Origin of the sequence: Clostridium thermarum, assembly GCF_006351925.1 — a bacterium.
Classification (GTDB): Bacteria; Bacillota; Clostridia; order Clostridiales; family Clostridiaceae; genus Clostridium_AU; species Clostridium_AU thermarum.
Genome location: NZ_CP040924.1, coordinates 2,441,968 through 2,468,217, shown reverse-complemented (window position 1 = coordinate 2,468,217; position 26,250 = coordinate 2,441,968). Strand labels below are relative to the sequence as shown.

The following is a 26,250-nucleotide window of genomic DNA, read 5'->3' as shown; positions in this document are numbered from 1 at the left end:
GTAATAGTCATGATAATTTTTTCCCGAAAATATATTACATAATTATTATATCAAAAAATACATAATTTTCAATAATGTTAAATACAATAAACAGATTTTTTCTAAAAGTACATATTAATTACTTTTTGAATTTTTTATCTTAAAAATTGTAAAGACAATAAGCGGTACACATATAAAGCCTGCAAAGTTTAAATAGGAATGAATATAAAGAGCATTATATAAGATTTTAAATTCTCTAGAAATAAAATAAGATGCAGCGATTACTAATCCGGTAATTGAGTAAATAAAGAAATTTCCGTCAGCATTAAAACTTCGAAGAAACTCACGAATTACAAAAAAAGTAATAACGTATTTAACAAACCAGCCGCCAATTATTTGGAAAAGTACAAACAATTCACCACTTTCCAGAAATCCAAAGAGTCTTATTTCCTGTGTTTGAACAAGCTTGGGAAAGATCAAGTTTGCTGCTCTTGTGGGACCAAAGGCAGCGATGGTACCTACAGAAGACACTATATGCATTTGCATAACAAAGAAAAAGCCAATGATGCTATACCTTGTAAGCTTATTTTTATTAGATACGAATTTGAAAAAAGGGAAAACCAGAAATATGCTTCCATAATAGCCTAAGGTAGAGATAATGGCAAATATAAACTGAGTATTCAGGTTATCTGCCATTATAGGTAATAAGAATTTATAATTTTTATAGGGAGCTGTAAGCATCACCAGGTTTATTCCCGCAAATATGGCAAAGCAAACTCCGATTATTGATATGTTTACTATAGGAGAAAGGCCTTTCTTCACGCTGTAAATAGCAGGAATTACAAAAAAAAGTATAAGGTACCATTGGGGTGTTTCTATAAATAGATTTATATGCATGGCACTTGCCTCAACGGAGGCACATTCTATAAGTGTTAGAATTAAATTCAATAATGAATAGACAATAAGAATATTTCCTAAGGTATTCCCCAGAGCTTTTCTATAGATGTGGGCAATATCATAGTTATTTGTCTTTTGCATTACATTGGTAACATATATTAAGTAAAACAGAGCTATAACAGAAGCTATACCCACGGCTATCCAGGTATCTCTGCCGGCCAAGGATAATAATGTAGTGATATTGGTTTTCATGGAAACTATTGACGTTCCCCAGATCAAAAACATTAAGTGAAATAAATTTATATTTTCCATTTATATACCTCTCTAAGTAAATATCAGTATATTCCTTTTATATCTTATATATTATGGACAGAAATACGAATATTAAACAAATATTGATAGATACTAATACCAGGAGTATTTATACGGAAAAGAAGCATAGAGGGGGTATGACTATGGAGATCTATCTTCAGTACATAAAGAATAAATTGAGCAACAACTTTGATGTTAAGTATAGAGATATAATTGTAGCCGGCACAAAAACATGCCTGATATTTATAGATAATATGTGTGACTCCAAGACCATTAGTGAATTTATCATTCAACCTTTGCTTGATTATAAAGGAACTATCGCTTCCATGGATGAAGTAAAGGAGAAAATTTTACATTCTAATAATTTGGGAGATGTAACGACACCGGAGGATGCTCTCTTACATATACTTTCAGGTGACGTAGTAATAATCATGGAGTCCTTCAGCAAGGCAGTTTTCTGCGAGGCAAAGGGATTTGCAAAAAGAAATATTACCATACCGGAGACGGAAGCGGTACTTAAAGGGCCTAGGGAGGGTTTTTCAGAAAGTTTAGCAGACAATATTGCACTGATCAGAAGAAGAATAAGGAATCCTAACCTTAAATTTGAAAATATAGTTATGGGGGAGCAAAGTCAGACTTTAGTAGTGATTAGTTATATAGAAAGTATTGCAGATGAAGGAGTCTTACAGTATGTAAAAAATAAGCTTAACAGTATAAATTATGATTTTGTTCTGGACACAAATTATGTGGACTCTGTCTTAAAGTCTGGGGAAACTATTTTTGATGTGATTGGGCATAGTGAGAAACCGGATAAGATAGCTTCCAAGCTAATGGAAGGAAGGGTAGCTGTCATAGTGGACGGAACACCCAATGTGGTTACTGTACCATATTTTTTTGTGGAGAATTTTCAGACCGGAGATGATTACTATATCAACCGCTACTATGCAAATCTATCAAGAATTATTCGATGGAGTGCATTTTTTATTGCCACCTTTTTAACTGCAGCATATATAGCTATTACGACCCATCATTTCTCTCTTATACCCACAGTATTCGTCTTCAGGTTAGCAGTGTCACGGGCTGGTGTACCCTTTCCCACAACAGTAGAGGTATTACTTATGTTTTTATTTTTTCAACTTATAAAGGAGGCTGGTATAAGGCTTCCACAGCCAATTGGTCAAGCGATGAGCATTGTGGGAGCATTGATACTGGGGGATGCAGCAGTAGGTGCCGGAATTACTTCTCAGGCTACTGTGCTGATTGTATCACTATCATCCATTTGCTATTTTCTCATTCCAAAGCTTTACGGCGGCATAACAATTTGGTCATTAATATTAATTTTATTTGGGTCTTTTAACGGCTTTCCCGGGGTTTATATAGGGTTCTTTATGCTGGTAACACATCTAAGTGGTTTAAAAACCTGTAATTATCCATACTTATACCCCGTAGGAACAAATAAAAAAATCAGGCTGAAGGATACCATCATCCGAAAAAAGCTATCAACAATATCAAGAGATATACTTAAAAGGAATGATAAAAAATGAAAATGCGATTATTATCAATGCTCTTTGCTGTAGTTTTTCTCTTTGCCGGATGTTTCAACTACAGGGATATAAATAGAGTGATGTTTGATTTGGCTGTCTTAATTGATATAGATGAAAATGATAATATAGTTGTATACACGGAGACCTTTAAACCTTTTAAGGGTACAGCCCAAGGGGCAGAGCAAGGGGTAAGACTTATTAATAAAATAGAAGGTAAGACGATTTTTGAAGCAATAAGAAATTTAAGTTTGGCATCTGGATTTAAACATAATTACACTCAAAATAAAGCTCTGATTTTCAGCGAAAGAGCAGCGAGAAAGGGGTTAAAACCAGTTTTGGACTTTATAGACAGGGATCAGGAGTTCTTGATAAGGCCCTTTGTCTTCGTGTATTTAGGAGATTTACAAGACCTATTTAAATTACAGCCTAAGGATGAGGAGTATCTTGGAATATATGTAGATACTTTGATTAACACCATTGGGGATGCTTCCAGAGCAGTTATAGTAAATGTCAATGAATTCTTAAACAGCAGATACTTAAAGTCCAATACCCAAGTTATACCAGCATTAAGAATAAAGAGAGATTCATTGATGGATAAGATAGAGCTTGATGGAGGGGCTGTTATACAAAATGATAAAATGACAGATTACATACCGAGGCAACAGACACAGAGCTATAACTTTCTTAGGGACAGGGTAAAAAGCGGAACTTTGGAGGTTACAAATCCTGATAGTCCACAGGGCTATATAACTCTTGAAATATTGGGCAGCAAAACAAAAACGAAAATAAAATATGACGGTAAAAAGATAAAACTAATAAAGATAATTAACGTAAAGACAAGTTTAGCAGAGAGTCAATATATGTTTAATATGTGTGAAGAGAATATTTCAAAACTGGAAAGAAGTGCAGAAGAGAATATTAAAAAATATATCTCACAACTTTTTGATGAATATAGCCTGAAGGAAATTGATATTTTTGAAATCGGAGAGGAACTGCATAGATACTATCCTAAAGTTAATATTGATAATCCCATTACTATTACGCAATTAGAAGTGAAAGCATATGTAAATATTGAGGGCAGCAGTACTAAAACAGATTTTTACTAAATCTAAAAATCTTATTGAATATGTGAAAAAAATAAATTAATATTATAATTGTATATATGTGCATTATTGTAGATACATTAATGCAGACACTGATATATAAATATCTTTTAAAAAGAGGGATGTTAAATGGCAGGTAATTATTCATTTGATATTGTATCTGAAGTTAATATGCAGGAAGTAGATAATGCTGTCAATCAAGCAATGAAAGAGATAGGCCAAAGATATGACTTTAAAAATTCTAAGACAGAGCTTGTTTTAAATGATGATATAATAAAGATATCTACAGAAGATGAATTTAAACTTAAAGCTGCAACTGAGATTCTGAAGGCAAAATGCATAAAGAGGGGCGTTTCCGTAAAAGCTTTAGATTTTGGTAAGGTTGAAAAGGCATCACTGGGCACTGTGAGACAAAATGTTAAGATAGTAAAGGGAATATCAAAAGAAAAGGCTAAAGACATTGTTGCAGAAATAAAAGGTAGTAAGATAAAAGTGCAAGCGCAGATAATGGAGAATCAAGTCAGGGTAACAGGTAAAGATAAGGATGATCTTCAGGCTGTCATACAGCTGTTAAAATCGAAGGACTTTGGTGTGGATTTGCAGTTTGTAAATTATAGGTAAATGCGGATTGCATAAGAACGGTCTACAAAATTTTAGGGGTAATGCTTATGAGTAATTACAAAGAGTTGTATGAGCAACTTTTAAAAGAGTATGGAGACTATGTAAATTTCAGTGAGAGAAATTATCAGATGGCCATGGAGAAGATAATCAGGCTGGAAAAGAGTCTTGACGCGATGGCCAATATCATTGAGGTAAGCAAATACATAAATTCATATCTTGGGGATGAAAATCTTATACCAATGATAAATGATATGATACTGGGTATTTTGGGAGTCTCATATTCTTCAATTTATATAAAAGAAGAGGATACAATAGAAATCCGAGCCACTAATAAATCCACAAAATATTGTTACTATGTTAGTGAAGAAAAATTGAGGGCTCTTGAAAATCACGAGCCCTTTATAATAAATTCCGAAAATGCTATCTATGAAAGCGAAAATGGTAGCAGCGAAATACATTCATTAATTGGTGTACCTATACATTTAAGAGACAAGTTTATAGGCTATTTTATTGTTGAACATACCTTGTGGAATTTTTTTAGTGATGAACATATAAAATTTATTACCTCTATCGCAAATCAAATCGCTATAGCGTTAGAAAATAATTTTCTTTATAATAAGGTAAGAGAAAGTTCTATTAAAGATCCGCTGATGGGGATATTTAATAGAAGATATTTCTTTGATAGAGTAAGTAATATAATTAAGACTGAGAAAGACAAAAAATTTGCAGTCGTAATGATGGACATGGATTATTTTAAAAAGGTGAACGATATTTATGGACATCCCTTCGGCGATGAAGTGTTAAAGCAAATTGCTGAATTGGTTCATGATAGCATTGATATAAATGATATTGTGGCCCGGTATGGAGGGGAGGAATTGGTCATATATTTGGATAGGGTAGAAACTTTTTCAGCAGTATATGAAAAAATAGAAGAAATTAGACGGAAAATTAGTTTGAAGGACATAGAGTATGGCGGTCAGACAAAGAGGAATACTGCAAGTTTTGGTATAAGTTTTTACCCGGAGGATGGGAAAAACCTGGAGGAAATATTGGGTTGTGCTGATGATATGCTATATAAAGCAAAGGAAATGGGACGGAATATTGTTGTATCTTCCAGAAGTTAACATTTGTAAACAAATACCGTGGCAGATAGTTCTCTATAAAAGTTGAAACCACTGCTAAACATATGTTTAGCAGTGGTTTCAACTTTTATATAACTAATATAGACCAATAATTAAGACCCGCATTATTAAATTTGCGGTTTAATCTTCGAAATTACTTGTTTTTTACCAGTATAAGCTTTAGTAAATTATCCTTGTAAGTTATTTCGAAGTCGTCTACCATCACACCTATAAGAGTAAACTCTACATCCCATTCTGAATTACCTGCCAGTCCCCAATAATGCTCTTCTATGGCCTCACCTTTTGGACATTGCAGGGCTTTTACTAGTTTGCTTATCTTTGCTTCCTGAGCATCGGAGTAGTTGCATCTTAGATAAAGAATGAACTTCTCATCTTTATCCTGCAATTCTAAAGAAATATCTGTAGCTCCGATGGAGAAAAAGAACATAGTGAGTTCACCAATAATATTTGAAATTTTTTTCTTTATATGTTTCATAGGTCTACATCCTTTCTGAATGCTTCAATAATTGGGATTAAGAAAGCTGCAACTATACCAGCGGAGAAGCCGGTGTTATATAGATTTAAGCCTCCGTGTAAAACTCCAACATTTAATGCAACGGAAGAATTTATAAAACCTGCTAATATTCCGTACTGCCATCCAAACTGTCCTGCAATAGGAGCAAGGCCTGTGCCGAAAAGAGCAACCAGAAGAATAGATGGATCGTTAATATTCCAGGTTTTTGTCATGCTGCCCAATAAAACGCCTATAAATATAGGTATAATATTCTTTAAGTGTTTACCAAAGGCACTAAATCCAACTATAGTGAAAATACCCCCTAAGGTTGGACCATTTAATGGACCGCCTACAATTATTATATATAGCATACCTATAAAACCGTTGACACCCATATTTATCAAGCTTACTCCAAAGCCTTCCAACAGAACGAAATCTGTTATCAACCTGCCGGAGTATGAAAATACATTCTTTACATTTTTAAAGGACCTGCCGTTTAAATAATATCCTACGACTATCATTGAGGAAAATAATAAGATTAGAAATATAGTTAAGGCTGTACTATTATCTGTATACCATATTAACCTTGTTTCAGTAACAAATCCATAGGATTTAAACAATGAAACCATAACTGTAGTAATAATACCTGCAGTAAAACCTACGTTATATAAATTATAACCTTGATGCACTCTTAACAGGTAAGTTGACAATGGGGGAAGAATGAATCCTATTACCCCACCAATGAAGATCCCCAGGCAAAATCTTTGGAAGGATGCTCCATCTCCAATGAATATTAGCTCAGATATAGTGGGAGCCATGCTGGTACCAAACAGGGCTATGTATATATATTTCGAAAACTTTTCTTTTTGTACTTTAGAATAAATAAACACTCCTAAAAGTATAGGCCAAACATTAAAGATATTTTTACCAAAAAGTCCAAAGCCCGACATTAAAAAGATAGCAGCAATAGATACACCAGTTATATTAATATCTTGAAGATACAGGATGAGTATAGATATCAAAGTCAATATACCGGCATTAAAAAATGAAGCACCTAAACCCCCTACAACAAAATAATCAGTTATCAATTTATCAGTTTGGCTAATTATTGTTCTTATACCATTGAAAATTTCTGCTGGTCTATCAATAAAGAAAGCAAAAATAACATAGGAGAATCCATAGGCTGATAGAACGGCATACTTTATCATGTCAGAGGTTTGTGGGACAGTAGGCTGTCCGGAAGATGATAGATCTATAACAATCATTCCTTTCTATTAGTATTAAACAGAACTATTTTCTATTATATTATAATTAAAATTAAATTCTTTTGCTATCAATAAATTTTATTACGTAATATAATAATATATATACATATATTTCAATTTAAGAGAGGGGATTGGATAATGGATAAGAAAAAACTCATGAACCTCATAAAGAAAAATGAAGGTCGTAAGCTTGATTTTAAACTTAAACTTGATTTAGAAACGGAAACAGGAAAAAAAGAACTTGCTAAGGATGTTTGCGCCATTGCTAATTCTAAAGGGGGAAGAGGCTATATAGTAGTAGGTGTTGAGGATAAGACCCACTCCGTTATTGGTATTGAAGAAGGGAAGTTCCCTTCAGAGGAAATGCTGCAGCAAATTGTAAGTTCCAGATGTGAGCCACCTATACCAATATCTCTGGATATATTTAATTTATATGGAAAGCAACTGGCTGTTATTACTATATATAACGGAGATCAGAGACCTTATCAGGTAAGAGAGCATGGGGCCTTTTATATAAGAAGGGGATCTACCACCGATACTATGAGAAAGCAGGAATTGGTGTCTGCACTTCAGGAAAGTCTGAACCTAAATGTTGAAACCTGCCCAATTCTTAAAAGTTCGGTAGAGTGCTTAAATATGGACATAGTTCATAGATATTTTAAGTCCAAGGGAATAGAGACAAATGATGAGAATAGAGATTTTTTAATGGAAAGTGCCGGCATTACTATAAAAGATAGAGAAACCTATAAAACAGTAGTAACTCTTGGTGGGCTACTGGTTTTCTCGGATATAAATAGTGTATATATACCACATAATATGGTAAGAATAGTGAATAATATAAGAGAAAATATTCCTAAGGTATATATAGTGCAAGGAAACTTAATGACAATTATTGATGAAAGTGAGAGGATAATTAAAGATATCCTTCCTGAACAATTTCCCAGCTATGCCATTGTGGAAGGCATTAAAAATGCTGTCCTGTATAGAGATTATACTTCCTTTTACAGAGAAATCGAAGTGGTTATAGGTTACAACAGTATCGTTGTCAGCAATCCAGGTAATCTTATCAGAGGGAGTTTCCACAATCAAAAAAACTTTGAGTATTTTAAAAGAAATATGTGGATCTATGAGAAAATGATAACCCTGGATGGTGGCATTAGGTTCCTGCAGAACGGCAGAGGATTTACCATAATGAAAAAGGCCTTTAGAAACAAAGGTAAAGTTAAATTTATTAATTCTTATGACAGTAATTCCTTTAAGGTAATATATCCCGGTGTAAGGAATTTTACCATAAGTTAATGGAATTGTGAACAATATGATAACATTTACATGAATTGGGGGTTTTGTATTGCGGAAAAATTCAGAATATTATATAATATTTATATATAATAGATACCTAAAAATTATAAAGGGGTGTTTATCATGATTCAAGTATTTTGCGGGAAAAGAGGCTCTGGAAAGACAAAAAATTTAATTGCCATGGCTAACGAATGCGTTGGCAGCACTAAGGGAAATATCGTGTATATCGATGATGACAAGCGACCTATGTTAGAATTGGACAGAAGAATAAGATTTATTTCTACAGATGACTTCTCACTAAAAGATTATAACAGTTTTTATGGATTTCTGTGCGGCATGCTCTCAGAGGATTACGATATTGAGACCATTTTTATTGATGGTTTGTTTAATATTGTGTCCGGAAATGTAAGTGATGCGGCACATTTGTTTTTGCAGCTTGAAGCACTAAGCACTAAATTTGGGTTACAGATATATATAAACATAAATCATGAAAGTGAAGAATTACCGGAATTCATCAAAAAGTACGCCGCTTAATATTTTAGGATAATTATTTAGAAAATAAGGAGGTCAATGGGCCAATTATATTATAAATTCATATAAATTATTTATTTAAAAGGGGCTTTTGAAGCCCCTTTTAAAATTTATAGACTTATTTTATATATTAATAGGGAAATTAATGTATAGCTGTTGATAAAAATTATGATAAATTATATACTATATTTAACTATGTTTACAATATACATAAATAGATGGAGGTAAAATGATGTCAAGCATTTATGACGTTCTCCTTGAGAGAGGATATGTTAAACAGCTTACTCATGAAGCTGAAATAAAAGAATTATTGGAGAAAGAAAAGGTAACCTTTTACATAGGCTTTGACCCTACTGCAGATAGTTTACATGTTGGTCATTTTCTTCAATTGATGGTTATGGCCCACATGCAAAAGGCAGGCCATATTCCTATTGCCCTAATTGGTGGAGGAACTGCCATGATTGGCGACCCAACCGGTAAGACAGACATGAGAAGGATGATGACAAGAGAAGAAATTGAGCATAATGGAAACTGTTTTAAAGAGCAGATGTCCAGACTTATTGATTTTTCTGATGGTAAGGCCTATATGCTGAATAATGCAGATTGGTTATTGGATCTTAACTATGTGAACTTTATTAGAGAAATAGGTGTTCATTTTTCAGTTAATAAAATGTTAACTGCAGAGTGTTTTAAGCAGAGATTGGAAAAAGGACTATCCTTCCTTGAATTTAACTATATGTTAATGCAGGGATATGACTTTTTAGAGCTAAACAGAAAATATGGCTGTGTAATGGAATTAGGTGGAGATGACCAATGGTCAAACATACTTGCCGGTGTTGACCTCATAAGAAGAAAAGAAGGAAAGCCGGCCTATGGTATGACCTTTACTCTCTTAACAAATTCTGAAGGTAAAAAGATGGGCAAGACTGAAAAGGGAGCGGTTTGGTTAGATAAGAATAGGACTTCTCCTTATGAGTTTTATCAGTACTGGAGAAATGTTAATGACGCAGATGTAGAAAAATGTCTGGCACTATTGACCTTCCTTCCAATGCACGAGGTAAGAAGATTGGGAGCTCTTAAAGATGCTGAAATAAATGAAGCTAAAAAGGTACTTGCTTATGAGGTTACCAAGATTATTCATGGCGAAGAGGAAGCTGAAAAAGCTAGGTCTGCTGCTGAAGCATTATTTAGTGGTGCAGGAAACTTAGAAAATGTACCAACAAATACAATTAATAGGGCTATGTTAAATATGAGTCTACTGGATGTGCTTGTGGAATTAAAAATATTACCATCTAAAGGTGAAGGAAGAAGATTAATACAACAGAATGGCCTCAGCATAAATGACGCTAAGGTTACTGATATAAATAGAGCACTCATAGAAGAAGACTTTGCACAGGGCTTTGTTCTTATTAAGAGAGGAAAGAAAAATTACAATAGAATAGTATTAGAATAATAAATATGCCTGCATAGCTGCGGGCATATTTTAATTAAGCACTAAATTTATTCTGTTTTATTACGATATATAAAGTAATATATTTTGTGAATTGGGGGTGTAGCATGGCAGGAGTTTGGAATGTTAATAGCATATATAATTCCACTCAGAAGAAGTTTTCAGGTAAGCTTACTTTTCAAACCGGCGAGACTTTGGCTGCCAAAGTTGTCTCCCTTAGTGAGGATGGTAAAAACATTGTTATAAGAAATCTAGAAGGATGGCAATTTCCAGCTGTGCTGGAAGAACCTTTGAAGCATATGCCGGAAAACCTTTTGAAGCTTCAGGTAGATGGTTATGAAAATGGAAAGATAAAGCTAAAAATAATAACTCAGGATCAACAGGAGGTTACTACTGAACAGGAGTCTCTGGCAAAGGTAATAGAAAGTAACAACTTGAGTGCTGAAGATAAAGAATTGTTGAAAGCACTGGCAGCTTTTTCAATACCACTAAGCCGTTCTAATATTTCAAAGTTTAAATCTCTTAGCAACTTTCTTGAAAGACTACAGGTTGATGAGAAAGAAATTCCACAATTTATTTCAAAATATCTCAAAAGCAGAAATATTGATCCTCAAAGTGAAAGAGGAAAGGCCATTGCAGAAACCTTAAAAAATTTTTTTCAGGAGTTAAAAAATCTCTCCTTAGAGGAATTACTGCTCATGGAGGAAGTTGGTATTGATCTTACTGAGGAGAATATTAAAAGCTTCAAAAAAGTATTAAAAGAACCGGAAGGCTTGATGAAATCTTTGGATACAATCCTGAAGGAAATTGATAAGCACAAAGAGGGACAATATTCCGTGAAAAATACACCTATAGAGAGTGACAAGGCTTTAGACACCATACAGCCAAAAGAAGTAGAAACGGGAAAGTTAGAGCGGTCAAAGTCGGGTGAAAGTAAAAATATAATAGTGACCAATATAGATGATATAGACATTGAAGCAATTAAAGCAGAACTTGAAAGTGAGTTAATAAATGAAGTTACAAAGAAAGCCTCTGCAAAAGGCCAGAGTTTAGCTTATGACCGAGGAAATTTATTTAATAATGAAGTTTTGGATAGGACTGCAGACAATATGCTGCAAGACTTAAGACCTTTTGCTAAAGGTTCAGAAAGCAAGATGGCCGGTGATATAGTTAATAAGATTATTAATGAAGATCCAAGTTCAGCAATGCTCATTGAAAGAGAAGAAATAGTAAATAAGCTAAATGATATTGATTCAATGATTAAAGCAGAAATCCGTTCTAATGAATATCTAAAAATAGAAATAGCTGAATATAAAGATTCTATAAAATACGATATTAAGGAAAAGTTAGACTTGCTTTTAAAGGAAAATGAGTTCTTGGAGAAGGAAAGCCTCCTAAAAGATCTAAAGCTTAATATAGAGGATATTGATGATATCATTGAGGAAGGCCTCCAGGCAATACGACCCTTTGCACCAGCAGGTGAGAATAAACAGATAAGGGAAATAGTCAATAAGCTTTTGGATGGGAATCAAGAGCTAAAAGCATTAATAAATCCGGATACGATAGTTGAGAAGCTAGCATCTATAAATCATAAGCTCAAAACGGATATAGATTTTAATGAAGAAATAAGAAATTCAGTAAATGACTTTAAAAGTACTGTAAAGTACCATATTAAAGAAAAGCTTTTTAATCTACTGCAAATACAAGTTAGCGGTGAGGATGTTACCATAAATAAGGATTTTATAAGTAAGACTGTAGAGCACATGGTGGAGCAAGTACAAACCTTAGTCAGATCCGGAGACAATAGTTCAATTGAAGGAATAGTTAAGACTGTCTTGAAGGAAAACTTGGCTGCAGCTATGCAGCTTGAGCCGGAGAAGCTTGAAAAAACGCTGTTAAACCACATTAAGATTCAGGATAAACAGAAATCTATAAATATGAGGGAAGCTGGCGATTCTCCAGCAGCCATTATTGAAGGAATAGAAAGTAAATTGGAGAAGATTAAGTCTATGATAGAATCAATAGTGACCACGAAATCTGAATTGGGACAAGAGTCTTGGAATGGTATTTTAAACAACTTGAAGTCAAGCTTTAATGACATAAAAACATTTAATTCAATTTCAGGTCAATACTATTACTTGGATTTGCCAATTGAATTGAATAAGGAAGAGTATCCATGTAAGCTTATTATAAAAGATGATAGAAAAAGTGGCAAGAAGATTGATTCTAATAATGTAAAAATGGCAGTGAGTATTACAACAGTTAATATGGGAATTATTGATGCCTATATAACCGTAAAGGATAAAAATATGAAGGTGGACTTTAAGTGTGATGAAAAATGGACTCGTGCACTGGATATGGCAAAAGAAAAGTTGTGGAAGCTATTAGATAATTCGGTATATAATATTGTTATAAATGTTTCTAAAAGAGAAAAGACTATGGATATTGTAAATTGCAGAGACTTTTTTGAAGAAGCTGGTATCTCAAACATAAATGTGATAGTTTAATAAAGGTGATTATTATGACAAAACGAAAGAAAGCTGCAGCACTTCAATATGAAAAGAGCTACGAGGCACCTATAGTAACGGCAGTAGGGCTTGGCTTTATTGCAGATAATATAATTGAAATTGCTAAGGAAAATAAGGTGCCTATAGTAGAAAACGAAGAATTGGCAGACCTTCTTACAAATGTTGATGTGGGCAGCTCCATACCGGTGGATTTATATGAAGTGGTGGCCCATATCATAGCATATGTAATAGATTTAGACAAAGTATTTGACAGTAGGTGATTATATGGCTTTATACGCAATATCAGACCTTCATCTGTCCTTAAGTATGGATAAACCCATGGATATATTTGGAGATAATTGGTACATGCATCATGAGAAGATAAAGGATAACTGGATAGAATGTATCCAAGAAGAAGATACTGTGCTAATTGGAGGGGATATTTCCTGGTCCATGAAGATGGAGGATGGAAAGAAGGAACTTCAATGGATCCATCAGCTGCCGGGTAACAAGATAATTATCAAAGGCAACCATGATTATTGGTGGTCCAGCATTTCAAAATTGAATAGTATGTTCGAAAACATGAAGTTTATCCAAAACAATCATTTTAATTATGAGGATTATGGAATCTGTGGTACAAGAGGCTGGATATGTCCGGGTACTGATAGATTTGAAGAAGGGGACCAGAAGATATATAACCGTGAGTTAAATAGATTAAAGCTATCTCTGGATAGCGCAAAAAAAGCAGGTTGTAAGAAGATCATTGCCATGATACACTATCCGCCAACCAATGAAAAGTTTGAAGATTCTGGCTTCACAGATCTTTTTAAGAAATATGAGGTTGAAAAAGTCATCTATGGGCATCTTCACGGCCCCTTTTACTATAAAACCTTAAATGGTGTTAGGGATGGAATTGAGTATATTCTAACCTCCTGTGACTACATAGACTTTAAACCCGTTAAACTGTTATAGTTAAAACTTAAAACCCATACACAAACACAGATGCTTATTAATTGGGCATTCTGTGTTTTATTTTTGGGAATCTTAAGAAATTCAATGACTATTTAGAAGTATTTGCATGGAGGAAATTATATTTTTTATAAATATAGATAAAATAAGCATATATAGGTTCTATGAAAAGAATAAAAAACATTGACAAAAATTAAACTATATCGTAATATTTGAATATATTGATAATGCAATAAATTTGGAGGAAGTGTATATGGAATACAACTATAAGGAGTTAGAGGATATCAGCGAATTTTTAAAAGTACTTGCTCATCCAGTGAGGCTTTGTATTGTGAGGGGCCTGTTGAGCAATGGAGGCTGCAATGTAAGCCATATGCAAAATTGCTTAGGTGTGCCTCAGTCCACAGTATCACAGCATTTACAAAAGCTGCGGACGGCAGGAATAATTGAAGGTGAAAGAAGAGGATTTGAAATTATATATAAGGTAGTTGACCAAAGAACAGCAAAGCTTATTGATGTACTTATAAATAAAGAAGGACAATAGCAGTAATCTAAATATTATAGAGGGAGGAATAAAAAGTGAGTAAAAAGATTTTAATTGCAGGTGGAGTTGCCGGTGGTGCTTCCACGGCAGCCAGGATAAGAAGACTTGATGAAGAAGCAGAAATCATTATGTTTGAAAGAGGAGAGTTTATCTCTTTTGCTAACTGTGGTCTGCCTTATTATATTGGTGAAACAATTAAGGAGAGAGATAAACTTTTAGTTCAAACGCCAGAGGCTATGAATAAGAGATTTAGAATAGATGTGCGGACAAACAGCGAAGTTATTTCCGTCAATGCAGAAAAAAAGTCGGTAAAGGTTAAAAAGAATGACGGACAAGAATATGAAGAAAATTATGATTACCTGGTTTTATCACCAGGTGCAAAGCCGCTGACACCACCTATTGATGGAATAGAAAGTGATAGAATATTTACTCTCAGAAACATACCTGATACGGATAAAATAAAGGATTATGTGGACAATATGGGGGTTAAAAAAGCCATTGTTATCGGCGGAGGTTATATTGGAGTTGAAATGGCTGAGAACCTGATTGAGAGAAATGTATCTGTAACCCTGGTGGAAGCTGCACCACACATATTGGCTCCCTTTGACAGTGATATGGTAGCTATGGCTGAGAAGGAGTTGGCGGAAAATGGAGTTAGACTATACTTAAATAATGGGGTTAAAGCCTTTAGCCAGAAAGATGATAAAATAACCGTTACACTGGCAAGTGGTACAAGAATTGAAGGGGATATGGTAATACTGGCAATAGGTGTAGCACCTGATACGGCTTTTCTGAAAACTAGTGGTATTAAGCTTGGATCCCGAGGTCATATACTGGTTGATGAGCATATGAGAACAAACTTAGAAGGGGTCTATGCTGTAGGTGATGCGGTGGAAGTAACTGACTTTGTAACAGGTGAAAAGACAGCTATTCCACTTGCAGGACCTGCAAATAGGCAGGGAAGAATTGCAGCGGATAATATATGCGGCATACCTTCAACCTATAATGGGACTCAGGGAACATCAATTATTAAGGTGTTTAAATTAACAGCGGCCTGCACTGGAGCCAATGAGAGAACTTTAAAGAGGTACAATATTCCTTATAGGGTAATATACCTTCACCCTATGTCCCATGCCACCTATTATCCAGGGGCAAGTCAGCTTTCAATTAAATTGCTGTTTAATGATGGAGGAAAAATTCTGGGGGCACAGGTTTTAGGCTACGATGCTGTAGATAAGACAATTGATGTGTTTGCAACTGTAATGAGACTAAAGGGGACTATACACGACTTAACAGAACTGGAACTGGCTTATGCTCCTCCATATTCTTCAGCAAAATCACCTGTTAATATGGCTGGCTTTGTAGCTGAGAACCTGCTAAAAGGAAGGATGGAGGTTTTCGTACCAGAAGAGGCAGAGAATTTTGACACCCAAGATACTGTGTTAATAGATGTTCGAACAAAGTTAGAATATGATAACGGTCATATTGAAGGAGCCTTGAATATTCCTGTTGATGAGATAAGAGACCGGCTGCAGGAGATTCCAAGTGACAAGGAAGCCATGGTTTACTGTCAAGTAGGACTTAGAGGTTATATAGCCTCCAGAATACTTGAACAAAAGGGTTTTAGAGTTAAAAATATGACCGGAGGTTATAGGTCATCTTCAGCGGCTAAATTCAGGACGGAAGATTACAAAGCAAGTAATGGAAAAGAAGAAGTTGAGGATATGAAAATGCAGGAAGCTGCGATAAATGGCAAAGATATTGAAATAAAAAAAGAAGTTGACGCTACAGGCTTATGTTGTCCTGGACCGCTTATGTCAGTTAAGACCAATATCGATGCACTTGCGGAGGGAGAAGTTATTAGTATTACAGCTTCAGACCCGGGATTTTATGAAGACATTAAATCATGGTGCAGAAATACTCACAATGATCTGTTAGACCTGCATAGAGAAGGGGGAAACATTAGGGCCATCATTAGAAAAGGTATGGGAAAGCAGAATGCAAAAGCGCCTATGGGCAGTACAGATACTGTGGCAAAAGATAACAAGACCATAGTGGTTTTCAGCGGTGATTTAGACAAGGCAATTGCTTCCTTTATCATTGCAAACGGAGCAGCTTCTATGGGGAAAAAGGTGACCATGTTCTTTACCTTCTGGGGGATAAACATTCTCAGAAAGCATAATCCTATAAAAGCAGATAAAGGTTTTATGGAAAAAATGTTTGGTAAGATGATGCCTAGGGGAAGCAGGAAATTGAAGTTATCCCAGATGAATATGGCTGGCATTGGACCTAAGATGATAAGAGGAATAATGAAGAGAAAAAATGTGAATTCTCTTGAGGAGCTTATACAAGCGGCTATTGACAATGGTATAGAATTGGTAGCTTGTCAGATGTCTATGGATTTACTTGGATTTAAAGTGGAGGAACTCATCGATGGAGTTAAGATTGGGGGAGTAGGTTACTATCTTGGGGAAGCTGAGGACTCTAATGTAAACTTATTTATATAATAAAAAGACCGGACTGATCCGGTCTTTTTATTTTAGTTTAAATAAGTATTTGAAAAAGCCTTTTTTATTTTCTACAGTGCTGTTAATATTATTTACATCATGTACATGTTGTTCTGAAACTACCTTGGCTTCTTTGATTAAATCCTTCTGATCTCTAGCTAATTCCTTGAGTTTTTGATTCACCGCCGGTGTAGTTATAACTTTACTAAACCAAAGCATGGCCTTATCGTAGTTACCAATTCTTCTGCTAAGTTCGCCAATCAAGTACATAGTTGAGAACTTATCCATACCGTATATTGGGAAGTCCTCTCCGAAATATGCGCTTTCTAATCCCTCAAGAGCCTGGGTGAGGAAGGCTTTTTCATTCTCAGAATCTTCCTTCAATCTATACATCCAAGCTATCTTAAGGCAGTTCATAGCTTTACTGCTATCCTTAGCATTGATTGCAATGTAGTTTAGTAATGAAAGCTTGTATCTTTCTATGGAAATATCCACATCATAGAACTCAGGATAGTTCTTTCCTCTCCACCGGCTTGTTATGTTTTCTCTTATGCGTTGGAAGTTATATTCTTTAATGTGTTCAAAATCTCTTTTCATGGCAGCGTAACCACAACTGTTACACAGCCAAACATCATAATAATAAGGATTTATATTTGCATATCTTATAAAAAAGTCAGAGTCTTTTGTCACCATTCTAGGAGCAGAAACCTTAACCGCTCTGGCTTTAAATTTTGTATTGCATACCGGACAGGTAACTTCCTTATCATATAATAAGCTCTTCTCTGTTTTTTCTTTTGCATCCTTGCCATCAGTTTCCTTATTATTTTTAACTTCCTTGGAATAGAGTTGGATATTAGCTACATCATGAAAGCCTAAGTGCTCCATTCCTGAAAAAAGCTTATTATTATCTTCTTTACCCACTTTTTTCACCCCTTAGTTTATGTCAATTTACTATAAAATAAATTATCTGGAACACCCTTAAAAATAATATATTCTTCGTAGATATATTTATTATAATTGCAGTAGGGCTTAAAATCAAATTAAAATATTCTCATACCATTTATTTTATTTTCTGATATAATATATTGTGGCAGTAAATTTCAAAGGGTGGTTTATATGGCAATAAAAGAATGGAAAACATTTTTAACTCCCTACGAGCAGGCCGTGGAAGAATTAAAGGTTAAGTTCAGGAGTATAAGAAAAGAATATAGAAGAAGAAATGAATACTCACCAATAGAGTTTGTAACAGGAAGGGTTAAAGAGATAGCATCTATTCTGGAAAAGGCAAATAAGTTTAATATTCCGTTAGATAGAATTCAGTATGAAATAGAGGATATTGCCGGTATAAGGATAATGTGCCAGTTCACCGATGATATTCGGAAGATGGTTGAGTTGATAAGAAAGAGAAAAGACATGCAGGTACTTTATGAGAAGGATTATGTGACTAACGTTAAAGCCAGCGGTTACAGAAGCTATCATATGGTTATAAAATATCAGGTAAATATGGCCGACGGGCCTCAGGATATATTGGCTGAATTTCAAATAAGAACTTTGGCAATGAATTTTTGGGCAACCATAGAACATTCCTTGAACTATAAATATAAGCATAATATTCCTGAGGAGATAAGATTAAAACTAAAAATAGCAGCAGATTCTGCCTTCTTATTGGATGAGCAGATGCTGGAGATTAAGGACGAAATTAAAGATGCTCAAAAGCTTTTTGAAGTAAAATCCGACTTAATCTCTGACATAATGAATAATGTACTTACACTTTCTTCAATGGGAAAGTTTGCAGAATCATCGAGGTATCAAAATACCCTAAACAAGCTTATAGAAGAAGGGGAAGTATCAGAGTTAAATAATCTCCTGCAGGCAACGCAGAAGACTATTGAAAAATATAAAGACAATTAAAAAAAGCTGCCGCACAATGTTATATGTGCGGCAGCTCTATTTTTGAAAAATATCCATTCAAGCTCAGACATCCTATATTAATGGCAACCAGGACAAGAGCTGCATCCGCCGCCTTCTGGTTCTATTAATGGTCTTAGGGACATACCTCTTCCATTATTCTCTTCTGTAGATAATAACACAAAACCGCCAAATTCATCAGTGATGTCTTTTTCAGTCATAAAAGTAATGTCCTTTACCTTTTCCACAACATCTCCTTCTTTTGGAGTATCAACAGAGATATTAAAAGCTGGTCCACTGCAGCTATTGCCAGCAAAATTAATTCTGATATTGTATTCCTTTATTTCGTTTTCATCTAAGAAGTTTTTAAATTCTTTGTAAGCTTCTTCTGTAATATCTATAAGTTTCATAAAATCACCTCATTGAAAATAATTATTACTTAAAAAGTACTATAATATAGTTATATACCTCTTTGAGGTATTATGCAATAGGTTTATAAAAACATTTAAAAATAAAAGCACCTTTTAGGTGCTTTTATTTTACTTTGCAACAATATTTACAAGGCGCCCCTTTATAACGATAACCTTAGCAATAGTTTTACCTTCAAGAGCAGCTTTTATACTCTCTTCTGTCAGTGCAGCTTCCTTTATCTGATCATCTGTAAGATCAGTTGGAATCATTAACTTAGCTTTAATTTTTCCGTTTATCTGTACAGCTATTTCAACCTCATCCTTAATTAAGGCAGAAGGATCCAGTACTGGCCAGCTTTGATTGAATATGGAGTATGTTTTTTCATCATTGCCTGGATTTAAAGAATTCCACATCTCTTCAGAAAAGTGAGGAGCGAAAGGTGCCAAAAGTTTAATGTAATCTTCTACGGTTTCCTTCAAGAAGGCAGTATTCTTATCAGTTTCAGCCATATATTTGGAAAGTGCATTAGTAAATTCCATAATTCTTGCTATAGCCGTATTAAACTGAAGCTTCTCGGAGTCTTCACTAACTCCCTTTATAGCAGTATGTCTCCAGAAGTTTAATTCCTTCTCTGCTTTATCTATAGTGGATTTACCACTGCCGGTTATAATGGCTTCTATAGCAGAGTCAAGTAATCTTTCAGCCCTGTCTATAAATCTGGCTATGGATTTAATTCCATCATCGCTCCAGGCACCGCCTTCATCATAAGCAAAACCAAACATTAGATATAGTCTGAATACATCAGAGCCGTATTGACTGATATAATCATCCGGAGATATGGTATTGCCCTTTGATTTACTCATCTTTTGTCCATCAGGACCTAAGATTAAGCCTTGATGAGTCAAGGATAGGAAGGGCTCATCAAAATTGAGATATCCCATATCCCTGAGAGCTTTTGTAATAAATCTTGCATAAAGCAAATGCATACAAGCATGCTCCGGACCGCCTACATATTTATCTACCGGAAGCATTTTATTGATAATATCAGTATCAAAAGCTTTTTCACTGTTCTTGTTGTCTGGATATCTCAGATAGTACCAGGAAGAACAAACGAAGGTATCAAGGGTATCAGGATCTCTCAAGGCTTCACAGCCGCATTTTGGACAAGTAGTATGCATAAATTCATGACTCTTAGCCAGCGGTGACTTTCCATCTGGGGCAAATTCTACATTGTAGGGCAATTCTACAGGTAGATTTTCTTCCGGAACAGCCACTTCTCCACATTTTTCACAATGTACTATAGGAATAGGTGCGCCCCAGTATCTCTGTCTTGATACCAGCCAATCTCTTAACCTATAATTAACTTTTTTGCTGCCTAGGCCTGAACTTTGAAGCTTGGTGATAATTGCTTCCCTTGCTTCTTCAGAAGAAAGACCACTGAATTCTCCGCTGTTAACCAGTACTCCGTCTTCAGTAAAGAGTTCATCGGTACCACCGTCAATAACTTTTTCTATAGGCAGGCTGTACTTTTGAGCAAAGGCGTAGTCTCTTTCGTCATGGGCAGGTACAGCCATAACTGCTCCGGTTCCATAGGTAGCCAATACGTAATCAGCTGTCCATATTGGAACTTTTTTGCCATTTATAGGGTTAATGGCATAGGAACCTGTAAATACGCCAGTCTTTTCTCTTGTAATAGACTGTCTTTCGATATCTGACTGCTTCTTTGCAGCATCCTTATAGGCTTCGACTTCTGCCCTATATTCTTCTGTGGTCACTTGATCTACTAATGGATTTTCAGGAGCTAAAACCACATAGCTGACACCGAATAAGGTATCCACCCTAGTTGTAAATACATTGAAGGAAAGATCGCTGTCAGCAACCTTAAAGGTTACTTCGGAACCTATGGATTTACCTATCCAGTGCTTTTGCATTGCTTTAGTTTTTTCCGGCCAGTCAAGATCATCAAGCTTTTCAAGCAATTCGTCTGCGTAGTCTGTAATCTTTAAGAACCACTGTGTAAGGTCCTTCTTTGTAACCTCAGTGCCGCATCTTTCACAGGAACCCTCTACCACTTGTTCATTGGCAAGTACTGTATTACAGCTAGGACACCAATTTACAGGAGCCTTCTTTCTGTAAGCTAATCCTTTTTCATAGAGCTTTAAGAAAACCCACTGAGTCCATTTATAATATTCCGGAAGACAGGTAACCACTTCATTCTCCCAGTTGAACATGGCCCCCATAGCCCTAAGCTGCTTTTCCATTGTTTCAATATTTTTGAGGGTTGAGTCCTTTGGATGGATTCCTGTCTTTATGGCATAGTTTTCTGCCGGAAGTCCAAAAGCATCAAAGCCCATTGGCTGAAACACATTATAACCTTGCATTCTCTTCATTCTTGCCCAGGAGTCAACCGGTCCGTAATTGAACCAATGCCCTGCGTGAAGATTGCTACCGGATGGGTAAGAGAACATTTCTAAAACATATAGTTTCTTACCTGGGTTGTTGGGATTAAACTTATATATGGCAGTATTTTCCCATCTGCTCTGCCACTTCTTGTCTACATCTGTACTGTATCGAGCCATTTTTTATCCTCCTTAAAATTTCAATTAAAAAAAGCGCCCTTTATCTCCAAAGAGACGAAAGACACTTCCGCGGTACCACTCTAATTAGGCTGTAAGCCTCACTTTATTACGATATCGGACAAACCCGTGACTGGCTATTTTGTCTACAAGACTGTATCACCAATCATGCTCAAAGGCGAGTTCATATATATACTACACTGCTTTACACCAGCCAGCAGCTCTCTAAAGTAGACTATACACTACTACTCCTTATCATGGCAATTAATATGTATAATTTTGTTTATATTATATGTTAAAGCAGAAAAACCGTCAAGGGGTAATTAATTGCAGAAAATAATTGAGGAACTAAATTATAGGAGGTAATTAGAGGAAAGTAAGGAAATGGAATAATATCTATGATTCTGTACATTATATTGAATAAGTGTTATAATTTAGATATTTAATTGGATTTGGGGGAGAGGCTCATGAAAATATTAGAAACAGAGAGAATGATATTAAGACCATGGAAAATTGAAGATTTAGAGGATTTTTATGAATACGCTAAGAATCCAAATGTAGGTCCTTACGCAGGCTGGGAACCCCATGGGAATAAGGAGGTAACTTTAAGAATATTACAATCCTTTATAGAAAAGGATGAGGTTAGGGCTATAGTGTATAGAGAAAATGGAAAGGTTATTGGGTCAATCGGTACCCATGTTGATAGAAAGAGGGGAGAAGTAAAGGCAAAAATGATTGGCTATGTACTGTCTGAGCACTATTGGGGCAGAGGCTTAATGCCTGAAGCAGTTAATAGGGTAATTAAATATTTATTTGAAGAAGAAAACCTTGAGCTTATATCCTGCTATCATTTTCCTTTTAATTTTAGATCAAAAAAAGTAATTGAAAAGTGTAATTTTAAATATGAGGGTATATTAAGAAAAGCTAGTCAAATATATGACGGAAGCATACAGGATGATGTATGCTACTCTATCACAAAGGAAGACTATTTTTATTCCCTGTCCTCAGTGCCCTACGCTTAATCCGGGTTTAAGAACTTTTTTAGCAAAACAAAAGGACTTGATTACTCAAGTCCTTTTATGGCTGCCCAGGCTGGATTCGAACCAACAGATGCCTGCTCCAGAGGCAGGTGCCTTGCCGTTTGGCGACTGGGCATCACCGACAATATGTATTATATCACGTCTATAAAAAGAGTCAATAACTTTTTAAAAACTTTTTTTATTAATCAGCATTATGGCGAAAAATAGGGGAAATTGTCGCAAGATCAAGTTAACTTTCGATAATAGGCTATAGTCCTGGAGTTAAACCTCTATCGCCCAATATTTCATATATGGTTTTTGATGTGGTATCATCCATGGTATATCCAAGAAGGTTCACAATCTCTTGCAATTCATCCTCACTATATGTTTCAATCTCAAGGTATGGGAAGGGACAAAAATTTCTATCATTGATATCTATTTCTATGAGTGAATTCTTATATTTATAACTTTCCCTATACTTTTTTATAGATTGAACAAGTTCTAAGCCTAAGGTTTTAAATATATTTTCAGCCGTATCAGGGCAATCAACTATCACTTCATTTTCTTCCATAACCTTGAACTTATCTTGACTGATCATTTTTTTGGTAGTCATATAGTATACATTTTTGTTGTTTAACAAATCTTCTGCTATTCTTATTCGGGCATACCCCTTATTATTAAGAAGCTGACGATTGGGAAAATCAAAAATATTGTTTGTTTGATTTTCTGCCTTTACTTTTACTGCTCCAAGTTCTAGCATTTTTTTTCTGATTATTTCTACGTCTATATCTAATATTCTTGTTTCTAGTTCATGCATCTTAACACCTCAATTGTAAAAGTATACAAATAATTTTCTTTGAGCATATATCCTTTGACTATGAAATATAATCTCTGTTATAATAATAAATAATAAAAAGTTCAATAGCAATAGTTAATATTTATGAAATTGGAAGGTTTGGTGTGATTATGGACAGTTTTTATGAACAATTAGTAACTACGCAAAAAACAGCGGCTTATTCCTTTGCTAACGGGGCAACTTATGTATTTGGAGTATTGGGTTTCTTATTCGTAGGCGGTGGAATGAATCTTCCCTTGGCTGTTATAGCTATCGGAACCGCAGTAGGCTTATTCTTTCTGAAGAAAAAGTTATATAGAGAATATGAATATGATTTTACTAATGGGGATATAGATATAGATGTAATATATGAAATGAAATCCAGAAAGAGACTAGTCAGTTTCAGTGCCAAAGAAATTGAGTTATTGGCTCCGCTGGATAGCGACCCGGTAAAAGATTTCTCAAATAAGCCTGAAAAAGTTTTAAAGCTTTATCCTTCAACCTCTAAGGAAAGAGTATATGCTGCCATGGTAACAGGGGGAACCAATAGGATGCAGATACACTTTGTGCCTAATGAGAAATTTATAGATTTGTGCTATAGGTACAATCCAAAGGCGGTAAAGAAATTCCTATAATTTAATCAAGGCTTTTATAGAGGTGACATACTTTGGAATACATTAATGAAGTGAACATAAATGAAGCTATTGTACATATACTTGATGTGAATTCCGACGAACCCATTTTAAATGAGTATCCTCTTGAATTAAATGAAGAAGTACATAAATTTGTTTTAAGACATGTGGAAAGAGCATTGAAAGACGAAGAGCTTAAATATGCTCTTTTTAATTCTGGTAGAGGGATTATTAAGGAAGTTACTCAAGAATACCTTAATGGGCATTGTACAATTATAGAGGCGTCACAGGAAATTGCAAGAACACTTTTTGGAATTATGAAAACAAATAGTAGTATTCCATCCTGTGATTTGATGGCAGTAGCTTTTTCTACTGAATTTGGACCGATGCTTGGCCTTTTTAAAATGGATTATGTGAAGAATTACACTCATAAAATAGATTTCGTAGATAATAGAATGAGTATAAAGATCATACCACAAGCCACTGGTCTTCCGGTAAGTGCACAAAAGATTCAGAAATGTGCTTTTATCATACCAATGACAGAGGAAGCAAACTATCATTTGATGGTTATTGATAAACAAGGCAAAAAGGGTGAGGGAGATGAGTATGGAGCAAAGTATTTCTTGAGCAGCTTTTTAGGATGTACTCTTATAAACAGTAAGAGAGATCTTACTAAAAGCTTTCTAAATGCTGCAGAAAACTGGACCCGTGCAAATGCTGTTAATGACGCTGTTAAGGCAGAAAATATAAGGTCTGCTATTAAGAAAAGCTTAAAGGAAGAAGACCATATAGATATTAGAGAACTATCAAGTAACATTTTTGAAGATGAATATGAAAAGCAAGCTTTTGTGGCCTTTGTTCAATCTCAAGGTATAGAAGAAAAACTACCTGTAGATAAACAATGGGTAGAAAAGAAATTAAAAAGAATCAGGCTGAAAATTGATAAGGAAATAGATTTATACATAGATGCAGATACCTATCATGACAGCAGAAAATTTGAAATTATAAGAAACGGTGATGGCAGTATCAACATGGTTATTAAACATGTTATGAATTATATAGAAAAGTAATAGTATTTATAGCGAATATTTAATTTTTTTAAATAATAAACCTCACAATGAGATAAGCTAAATATAAATTAGTTTATCAAAGGATGTGAGGTTTTTGAACAGAATAAGGGATTTAATTTTACTGATATTTATTGGAGCAATGCTTCTTTCAATGCCACAAGTAAAAAATGTAAGTGCAAGAATTGAACCTCAAAGCAAAATAGTTGAAAAGAGCATCGGTAGAGAGCCGGTGTCTCACCAGCAATCAAAGGCACAGGTATCCTTTTTTCAGCAGGCTTTGGATGAGTTTGGCGCTACAAGCTTAGACCAGGTCATAGAACTTTGGACAAAAGCCGATAAGATGAGAAATGGTGTCTTTAAATATGCAGTTGCCTGTGAAAAACTAAAAGAAGAGATGATTAAAAAGTGGGGCAAGGCTGATGAAAGCTTTTGGATTATAGGTGGATCCAGTCCTTGGCTCAGTAAGTATGAGGTTTTAAGCAGAAAGCAACTTACAAATGATATCTATGAGGTTAAAATTAAGTACTGTTGGGAAACCTCTTCAGGGCCCGCTGAACCTACAGAGGAAATTCTATTGATAATAAAGGAAGATAATCGCTGGTGTGTAAAAGAGATAAAGTAAAAAAACCACGGATA

24 protein-coding genes, 1 tRNA gene and 1 other annotated feature are annotated in these 26,250 nt (G+C 34.9%); of the genes, 17 read left to right on the top strand and 8 right to left on the bottom strand.

Annotation, left to right across the window (positions count from 1 at the left end):
- Window positions 1–114: 114 nt before the first annotated feature.
- Complete coding sequence (locus FHY60_RS11115; RefSeq protein ID WP_139905087.1) at window positions 115–1,188, bottom strand: GerAB/ArcD/ProY family transporter; 1,074 nt, start codon at window positions 1,186–1,188, stop codon at window positions 115–117.
- Window positions 1,189–1,331: 143 nt separating this feature from the next.
- Between FHY60_RS11115 and FHY60_RS11110 the strand changes: the two genes are divergently transcribed.
- From FHY60_RS11110 to FHY60_RS11095, 4 genes are all read left to right on the top strand, one after another.
- Window positions 1,332–2,732 carry a spore germination protein gene (locus FHY60_RS11110; protein ID WP_139905085.1) on the top strand — a complete coding sequence of 467 codons (1,401 nt, stop codon included), beginning with the start codon at window positions 1,332–1,334 and terminating at the stop codon, window positions 2,730–2,732.
- On the top strand, window positions 2,729–3,838 hold the full coding sequence (locus FHY60_RS11105; protein ID WP_139905083.1) for a Ger(x)C family spore germination protein: 1,110 nt from the start codon (window positions 2,729–2,731) through the stop codon (window positions 3,836–3,838). The genes FHY60_RS11110 and FHY60_RS11105 overlap by 4 nt, the downstream gene beginning before the upstream one ends.
- Before the next feature lie 126 nt (window positions 3,839–3,964).
- Window positions 3,965–4,456: a YajQ family cyclic di-GMP-binding protein gene (locus tag FHY60_RS11100; protein WP_139905081.1), complete on the top strand. Its 492-nt coding sequence runs from the start codon at window positions 3,965–3,967 to the stop codon at window positions 4,454–4,456.
- A gap of 47 nt (window positions 4,457–4,503) precedes the next feature.
- Window positions 4,504–5,580: a sensor domain-containing diguanylate cyclase gene (locus tag FHY60_RS11095; RefSeq protein WP_243122136.1), complete on the top strand. Its 1,077-nt coding sequence runs from the start codon at window positions 4,504–4,506 to the stop codon at window positions 5,578–5,580.
- A 151-nt stretch (window positions 5,581–5,731) separates the two neighbouring features.
- Here the strand turns inward: FHY60_RS11095 and FHY60_RS11090 are convergent, their stop codons facing one another.
- Together FHY60_RS11090 and FHY60_RS11085 are read right to left on the bottom strand one after the other, a co-directional pair.
- Window positions 5,732–6,073: a hypothetical protein gene (locus FHY60_RS11090; RefSeq protein WP_139905077.1), complete on the bottom strand. Its 342-nt coding sequence runs from the start codon at window positions 6,071–6,073 to the stop codon at window positions 5,732–5,734.
- A complete protein-coding gene (locus FHY60_RS11085) occupies window positions 6,070–7,356 on the bottom strand; it encodes a DUF1576 domain-containing protein (RefSeq protein ID WP_139905075.1) in 1,287 nt (428 codons plus the stop codon). The genes FHY60_RS11090 and FHY60_RS11085 overlap by 4 nt, the downstream gene beginning before the upstream one ends.
- A gap of 138 nt (window positions 7,357–7,494) precedes the next feature.
- Between FHY60_RS11085 and FHY60_RS11080 the strand changes: the two genes are divergently transcribed.
- The 8 genes from FHY60_RS11080 (at window position 7,495) to FHY60_RS11045 (ending at window position 17,163) form a co-directional block, all read left to right on the top strand.
- Window positions 7,495–8,655, top strand: coding sequence for an AlbA family DNA-binding domain-containing protein (locus FHY60_RS11080; protein WP_139905074.1), 1,161 nt, complete (start codon window positions 7,495–7,497; stop codon window positions 8,653–8,655).
- Window positions 8,656–8,778: 123 nt separating this feature from the next.
- Complete coding sequence (locus FHY60_RS11075; RefSeq protein WP_139905072.1) at window positions 8,779–9,189, top strand: hypothetical protein; 411 nt, start codon at window positions 8,779–8,781, stop codon at window positions 9,187–9,189.
- Between the two features lie 229 nt (window positions 9,190–9,418).
- Entirely contained in the window at window positions 9,419–10,639 is a 1,221-nt protein-coding gene (gene tyrS, locus FHY60_RS11070; protein WP_139905070.1) for a tyrosine--tRNA ligase, read from the top strand.
- A 104-nt stretch (window positions 10,640–10,743) separates the two neighbouring features.
- Window positions 10,744–13,143, top strand: coding sequence for a hypothetical protein (locus tag FHY60_RS11065; RefSeq protein ID WP_139905068.1), 2,400 nt, complete (start codon window positions 10,744–10,746; stop codon window positions 13,141–13,143).
- Window positions 13,144–13,157: 14 nt separating this feature from the next.
- Entirely contained in the window at window positions 13,158–13,424 is a 267-nt protein-coding gene (locus FHY60_RS11060) for an EscU/YscU/HrcU family type III secretion system export apparatus switch protein (RefSeq protein ID WP_180375396.1), read from the top strand.
- A 4-nt stretch (window positions 13,425–13,428) separates the two neighbouring features.
- Window positions 13,429–14,115: a metallophosphoesterase gene (locus FHY60_RS11055; protein ID WP_139905067.1), complete on the top strand. Its 687-nt coding sequence runs from the start codon at window positions 13,429–13,431 to the stop codon at window positions 14,113–14,115.
- Between the two features lie 250 nt (window positions 14,116–14,365).
- Window positions 14,366–14,656, top strand: coding sequence for an ArsR/SmtB family transcription factor (locus FHY60_RS11050; protein WP_139905065.1), 291 nt, complete (start codon window positions 14,366–14,368; stop codon window positions 14,654–14,656).
- Window positions 14,657–14,691: 35 nt separating this feature from the next.
- The gene (locus tag FHY60_RS11045) at window positions 14,692–17,163 is read left to right on the top strand and encodes a DsrE/DsrF/DrsH-like family protein (protein WP_139905063.1); all 2,472 of its coding nucleotides are present in this window, start codon (window positions 14,692–14,694) and stop codon (window positions 17,161–17,163) included.
- 27 nt (window positions 17,164–17,190) lie between these two features.
- Here the strand turns inward: FHY60_RS11045 and FHY60_RS11040 are convergent, their stop codons facing one another.
- A complete protein-coding gene (locus tag FHY60_RS11040) occupies window positions 17,191–18,084 on the bottom strand; it encodes a DUF2225 domain-containing protein (RefSeq protein WP_243122135.1) in 894 nt (297 codons plus the stop codon).
- A 195-nt stretch (window positions 18,085–18,279) separates the two neighbouring features.
- On the opposite strand from FHY60_RS11040, the gene yjbM reads away from it, so the two are divergent.
- Window positions 18,280–19,074: a GTP diphosphokinase gene (yjbM, locus tag FHY60_RS11035; RefSeq protein ID WP_139905061.1), complete on the top strand. Its 795-nt coding sequence runs from the start codon at window positions 18,280–18,282 to the stop codon at window positions 19,072–19,074.
- A gap of 77 nt (window positions 19,075–19,151) precedes the next feature.
- On the opposite strand, the gene FHY60_RS11030 is transcribed toward yjbM, so the two are convergent.
- Both FHY60_RS11030 and leuS read right to left on the bottom strand, forming a co-directional pair.
- Window positions 19,152–19,481 (bottom strand): HesB-like protein, encoded by a 330-nt coding sequence (locus tag FHY60_RS11030; protein WP_139905059.1) that lies wholly within the window; start codon window positions 19,479–19,481, stop codon window positions 19,152–19,154.
- Window positions 19,482–19,610: 129 nt separating this feature from the next.
- Entirely contained in the window at window positions 19,611–22,061 is a 2,451-nt protein-coding gene (leuS, locus tag FHY60_RS11025; RefSeq protein WP_139905057.1) for a leucine--tRNA ligase, read from the bottom strand.
- Window positions 22,062–22,108: 47 nt separating this feature from the next.
- Window positions 22,109–22,326: a binding site (T-box leader), on the bottom strand.
- Between the two features lie 199 nt (window positions 22,327–22,525).
- On the opposite strand from leuS, the gene FHY60_RS11020 reads away from it, so the two are divergent.
- Window positions 22,526–23,080, top strand: a complete 555-nt coding sequence (locus tag FHY60_RS11020; protein ID WP_139905055.1) for a GNAT family N-acetyltransferase — start codon at window positions 22,526–22,528, stop codon at window positions 23,078–23,080.
- 58 nt (window positions 23,081–23,138) lie between these two features.
- On the opposite strand, the gene FHY60_RS11015 is transcribed toward FHY60_RS11020, so the two are convergent.
- A tRNA-Gln gene (locus FHY60_RS11015) sits at window positions 23,139–23,213 on the bottom strand.
- 132 nt (window positions 23,214–23,345) lie between these two features.
- Window positions 23,346–23,894: a class IV adenylate cyclase gene (locus tag FHY60_RS11010; protein ID WP_139905052.1), complete on the bottom strand. Its 549-nt coding sequence runs from the start codon at window positions 23,892–23,894 to the stop codon at window positions 23,346–23,348.
- 149 nt (window positions 23,895–24,043) lie between these two features.
- Here FHY60_RS11010 and FHY60_RS11005 point away from each other — a divergent pair, with 149 nt between their 5' ends.
- From FHY60_RS11005 to FHY60_RS10995, 3 genes are all read left to right on the top strand, one after another.
- Window positions 24,044–24,547, top strand: a complete 504-nt coding sequence (locus FHY60_RS11005) for a DUF6106 family protein (RefSeq protein ID WP_139905050.1) — start codon at window positions 24,044–24,046, stop codon at window positions 24,545–24,547.
- A 32-nt stretch (window positions 24,548–24,579) separates the two neighbouring features.
- On the top strand, window positions 24,580–25,614 hold the full coding sequence (locus FHY60_RS11000) for a nucleoid-associated protein (protein WP_139905048.1): 1,035 nt from the start codon (window positions 24,580–24,582) through the stop codon (window positions 25,612–25,614).
- A 94-nt stretch (window positions 25,615–25,708) separates the two neighbouring features.
- Complete coding sequence (locus tag FHY60_RS10995; RefSeq protein ID WP_139905046.1) at window positions 25,709–26,236, top strand: hypothetical protein; 528 nt, start codon at window positions 25,709–25,711, stop codon at window positions 26,234–26,236.
- Window positions 26,237–26,250 lie beyond the last annotated feature (14 nt).

Excerpts from the sequence above, each read along its gene's own strand:
- FHY60_RS11005 (WP_139905050.1), top strand. The coding sequence starts at position 24,044 with ATGGACAGTTTTTATGAACAATTAGTAACTACGCAAAAAACAGCGGCT.
- FHY60_RS11090 (WP_139905077.1), bottom strand. The coding sequence starts at position 6,073 with ATGAAACATATAAAGAAAAAAATTTCAAATATTATTGGTGAACTCACT.
- FHY60_RS11080 (WP_139905074.1), top strand. The coding sequence starts at position 7,495 with ATGGATAAGAAAAAACTCATGAACCTCATAAAGAAAAATGAAGGTCGT.
- FHY60_RS11030 (WP_139905059.1), bottom strand. The coding sequence starts at position 19,481 with ATGAAACTTATAGATATTACAGAAGAAGCTTACAAAGAATTTAAAAAC.
- FHY60_RS11060 (WP_180375396.1), top strand. The coding sequence starts at position 13,158 with ATGACAAAACGAAAGAAAGCTGCAGCACTTCAATATGAAAAGAGCTAC.
- FHY60_RS11105 (WP_139905083.1), top strand. The coding sequence starts at position 2,729 with ATGAAAATGCGATTATTATCAATGCTCTTTGCTGTAGTTTTTCTCTTT.
- FHY60_RS11110 (WP_139905085.1), top strand. The coding sequence starts at position 1,332 with ATGGAGATCTATCTTCAGTACATAAAGAATAAATTGAGCAACAACTTT.
- yjbM (WP_139905061.1), top strand. The coding sequence starts at position 18,280 with ATGGCAATAAAAGAATGGAAAACATTTTTAACTCCCTACGAGCAGGCC.
- FHY60_RS11055 (WP_139905067.1), top strand. The coding sequence starts at position 13,429 with ATGGCTTTATACGCAATATCAGACCTTCATCTGTCCTTAAGTATGGAT.
- FHY60_RS11100 (WP_139905081.1), top strand. The coding sequence starts at position 3,965 with ATGGCAGGTAATTATTCATTTGATATTGTATCTGAAGTTAATATGCAG.
- FHY60_RS11115 (WP_139905087.1), bottom strand. The coding sequence starts at position 1,188 with ATGGAAAATATAAATTTATTTCACTTAATGTTTTTGATCTGGGGAACG.
- leuS (WP_139905057.1), bottom strand. The coding sequence starts at position 22,061 with ATGGCTCGATACAGTACAGATGTAGACAAGAAGTGGCAGAGCAGATGG.
- FHY60_RS11050 (WP_139905065.1), top strand. The coding sequence starts at position 14,366 with ATGGAATACAACTATAAGGAGTTAGAGGATATCAGCGAATTTTTAAAA.
- FHY60_RS11020 (WP_139905055.1), top strand. The coding sequence starts at position 22,526 with ATGAAAATATTAGAAACAGAGAGAATGATATTAAGACCATGGAAAATT.
- FHY60_RS11095 (WP_243122136.1), top strand. The coding sequence starts at position 4,504 with ATGAGTAATTACAAAGAGTTGTATGAGCAACTTTTAAAAGAGTATGGA.
- FHY60_RS11065 (WP_139905068.1), top strand. The coding sequence starts at position 10,744 with ATGGCAGGAGTTTGGAATGTTAATAGCATATATAATTCCACTCAGAAG.
- FHY60_RS11085 (WP_139905075.1), bottom strand. The coding sequence starts at position 7,356 with ATGATTGTTATAGATCTATCATCTTCCGGACAGCCTACTGTCCCACAA.
- FHY60_RS11010 (WP_139905052.1), bottom strand. The coding sequence starts at position 23,894 with ATGCATGAACTAGAAACAAGAATATTAGATATAGACGTAGAAATAATC.
- tyrS (WP_139905070.1), top strand. The coding sequence starts at position 9,419 with ATGTCAAGCATTTATGACGTTCTCCTTGAGAGAGGATATGTTAAACAG.
- FHY60_RS11075 (WP_139905072.1), top strand. The coding sequence starts at position 8,779 with ATGATTCAAGTATTTTGCGGGAAAAGAGGCTCTGGAAAGACAAAAAAT.